The sequence below is a fragment of the Paenibacillus antibioticophila genome (genome assembly GCF_000455265.1).
GTDB lineage: Bacteria > Bacillota > Bacilli > Paenibacillales > Paenibacillaceae > Fontibacillus > Fontibacillus antibioticophila.
The window spans coordinates 2,198,338-2,201,653 of record NZ_HG005139.1; the positions used below are offsets into that span (position 1 = coordinate 2,198,338).

The following is a 3,316-nucleotide window of genomic DNA, read 5'->3' on the forward strand; positions in this document are numbered from 1 at the left end:
TGGAGCCTTGGAACACTCCCTTTGTTCCCTTCGTCATCGTCGCCGCATGGTAATCCGTATCGACGCCTCTCCCTGCAGCCTCAACACCGACAAGCCGAACGTTGCTATCCTCCACAAACGGATAGAACATCCCGATGGCATTGCTTCCGCCGCCTACCGCAGCAACCAGCATGTCAGGAAGCCGTCCTTCCGCCTCCAGAATCTGTCTCCGCGTCTCATCGCCGATGATCCGTTGGAAATTGCGGACCATCATCGGATAAGGATGCGGCCCTGTTGCGGAGCCCAGAATATAGAACGTATCCTGAACATGGCTGACCCAATAACGCAGCGCCTCATTACAGGCATCCTTAAGCGTCCTAGTGCCTGACATGACCGGCACAACCTCCGCGCCCAACAGCTTCATGCGGAAGACATTCAGCTGCTGTCGCTTGGTATCCTCCTCGCCCATGAATACCTTGCATTCCATGCCCAGAAGAGCGGCTACCGTAGCTGTAGCTACCCCGTGCTGTCCGGCGCCTGTCTCGGCGATCACCTTCTGCTTGCCCATCCGCTTGGCCAGAATGCCCTGTCCAATTGCATTGTTAATTTTATGAGCACCGGTATGGTTCAAATCCTCGCGCTTCAAGTAGATCTTCGCTCCGCCCAGATGCTTGGTTAAGCGCTCTGCATAATACAACGGGGTTTCACGACCGGAGTACTGCTTAAGCAAATAGCCGATTTCCTCCAGGAACTCGGGGTCATCCTGGTATTTTCGATACGATTGCTCCAGCTCGATCAGTGCATTCATCAACGTCTCAGGAACATAACGACCGCCGAACGGGCCGAATCTTCCATGCTCATCAGGTACCTGCTTCACTTCGCTCACCGCCGCTTCACCCTTTCCACAAAAGCTGTTATTTTAGCGGGGTCCTTGACCCCGTTGCTTTCCACGCCACTTGATACATCCACGCCATCCGGCTCAAGTTCGTTCAGCACCCGATGCACGTTGTCCGGATGAAGTCCGCCGGCAACCAGAAACGGGATGTTCGAATTTTTCGCCCAAGCCTGCAACGGCTTCGCCGCCTCCCAGGCAAAGGTCACTCCTGCGCCGCCTCCATAGAGCGGATCATAGGCATCTACCAGCAGCCCGTCAATGACCTCTCCGTAAAGGTCAAGATCATCCGCATCCCCCACTCCGTGCAGACTGCCATCTGACTTTACGGATAATGCTTTGATCACCTTGACTCCGAACCGTTCCTTCAGCTCTCTGCACAATGCCGGGGACTCCTGTCCATGCAGCTGCACAATATCCAACCCGGCTTGCTCCATCACTTCAGCCATGTGCCTCATATCGGGATTTACAAATACACCGACACTTTCCGGTCTGGATGTACCGGTCCATTCTGCGAGCACCTTCATCAGCCCTGCTGCTTGAACAGGACTGACTTGCCGCTTCCTGCGTGCAAACACGAAGCCGATATAATCAATCGGCAAGTTTATCATAGATTTTAGCACTTCAACGTCCTGAAGTCCACAGATTTTTACCTTTGTCTCCTTACTCACTTGCCATGCCCCCCATACTGCACCCAGGTTCACTTCCGTGCAACGCCGTCCCTACTCTCGCTTTCCTTATCACAGACTCCATTCATTCCGCTCGACTACCTTTAACCGGTCCCAATAAATCATGAATCGCTTCTCCAACCTCTTCTCTTCGCATAAAGGTTTCCCCGATCAGCAAGCCCTTTGCTCCGGCTTGTGTCAAGTAAGCTATGTCTTCCTTGCTGGAAATCCCGCTCTCGCTAATCAGCGTAACATCTGGCGGAACCAGTGCAGCCAACGCGGAGGTTGTTTCAAGCCGGGTCTCAAAGGTCTTCAGGTTCCGGTTGTTAATGCCGATCAGCTTCGCATCACCCAACGCGAGCGCCCGTTCCAGCTCTTCTGCATCGTGAACCTCCAACAGCACATCCAGTCCAAGTCCTGCAGCAGTATCCATATAGGCGCGAAGCTGTGAGTCCTCCAAAATTGCCGCTATCAGCAGGACAGCGTCAGCTCCGATGAGTCTTGCTTCATAAATTTGCCGTTCATCAATTATAAAATCCTTGCGGAGCAGCGGCACGCTGACTGCATTGCGGATCGCTGTCAGGTAAGCATTGCTGCCTTGAAAATACGCTTCATCCGTCAGCACAGAGATGCAGTCAGTCCCGGCTGCTTCATAGCTCAGCGCTAGCTCTACCGGCTGAAAGTCCGGTCGAATCAGCCCTTTGGAGGGCGAAGCCTTTTTTACCTCGGCAATCAGCCCCAGCTCCCGGCGGCGCCCTGTCGTCAATGCCTTATGAAATCCCTTTGTCGGCGGAAAGGCAGAAATGGCTTGCTCCGCTTCCCGAAGCGAAAAGGATTCCGCCAGCCGTTCCACCTCAACCCGTTTGGTTGCAACAATTTGATCAAGATACATAGCTGAATTCCTCCGTTGTCTGAATCAGTTGTTCCAATTTGCCGAGCGCGCTCCCGTTGTCGATCGCTTCTGCAGCAAGGAGAATGCCCTCCTTGATGCTCTCGGCCTGGCCTGACACATAGATGCAGGCCCCGGTGTTCGCAAGTACGACATCCCGGTATGCCCCCCGTTCTCCATCCAGCACTCTGCGAATGATTGCCGCATTCTCCTGCGGGCTGCCGCCCAGCATGTCAGACAGTCCGTACCTGCGAAGTCCGAGCTCCTCCGGCGTCAATTCGTAAGTCTTAACCACACCGTCTTTAAGCTCGGAAACCTTCGTTGCCGAGGAGATGCTGATCTCATCCAATCCTTCCGCACTGTTGACAACAAGCGCTCTCCGTGAGCCAAGTTCCCGCAATACGCAGGCGATCGTCTCCGTGCGCGAGCCATCATAGATCCCGAGCAGCTGGCGGTCCGCACCGGCCGGGTTCGTCAATGGGCCCAGCATATTGAATACGGTTCGCACCCCAAGCTCCCGGCGCGGGGCTGCGGCATGACGCATGGATGGATGATAGACCTGTGCGAACAAGAAGCAGATGCCGATCTGATCCAGGCAGCGTCTCGCCTGCTCCGGACTCAATTGAATGTTGACGCCGAGCGCCTCCAGCACATCGGCACTGCCCGAACGTCCTGACGCCGAGCGATTGCCGTGCTTCGCGACACGTACCGAAGCCGCTGAAGCCACGATCGCTGACACGGTCGAGATATTAAACTTGTGGATGCCTGAGCCCCCTGTGCCGCAGGTATCGAGCAACGGGCCGATTGGCGCGTCTACCCGGCTTGCATACTGCCGCATCACCTCGGCAAATCCGGTGATCTCCTCTACCGTCTCCCCCTTGATTCGCA

At 55.3% G+C, this 3,316-nt stretch carries 4 protein-coding genes; all 4 read right to left on the bottom strand.

The window, feature by feature from the left end:
- The coding region (gene trpB / locus TX85_RS10100; protein WP_044479964.1) for a tryptophan synthase subunit beta at positions 1–856 on the bottom strand (856 nt) is incomplete at its 3' end.
- A 5-nt stretch (positions 857–861) separates the two neighbouring features.
- Positions 862–1,542 carry a phosphoribosylanthranilate isomerase gene (locus TX85_RS10105; RefSeq protein ID WP_262362623.1) on the bottom strand — a complete coding sequence of 227 codons (681 nt, stop codon included), beginning with the start codon at positions 1,540–1,542 and terminating at the stop codon, positions 862–864.
- 82 nt (positions 1,543–1,624) lie between these two features.
- The gene (gene trpC, locus TX85_RS10110) at positions 1,625–2,431 is read right to left on the bottom strand and encodes an indole-3-glycerol phosphate synthase TrpC (RefSeq protein WP_044479007.1); all 807 of its coding nucleotides are present in this window, start codon (positions 2,429–2,431) and stop codon (positions 1,625–1,627) included.
- Positions 2,421–3,316, bottom strand: an 896-nt coding sequence (gene trpD / locus TX85_RS10115) for an anthranilate phosphoribosyltransferase (protein WP_044479008.1), incomplete at its 5' end; no start/stop codon positions are given. The genes trpD and trpC, both read right to left, overlap by 11 nt.

Excerpts from the sequence above, each read along its gene's own strand:
- trpC (WP_044479007.1), bottom strand. The coding sequence starts at position 2,431 with ATGTATCTTGATCAAATTGTTGCAACCAAACGGGTTGAGGTGGAACGG.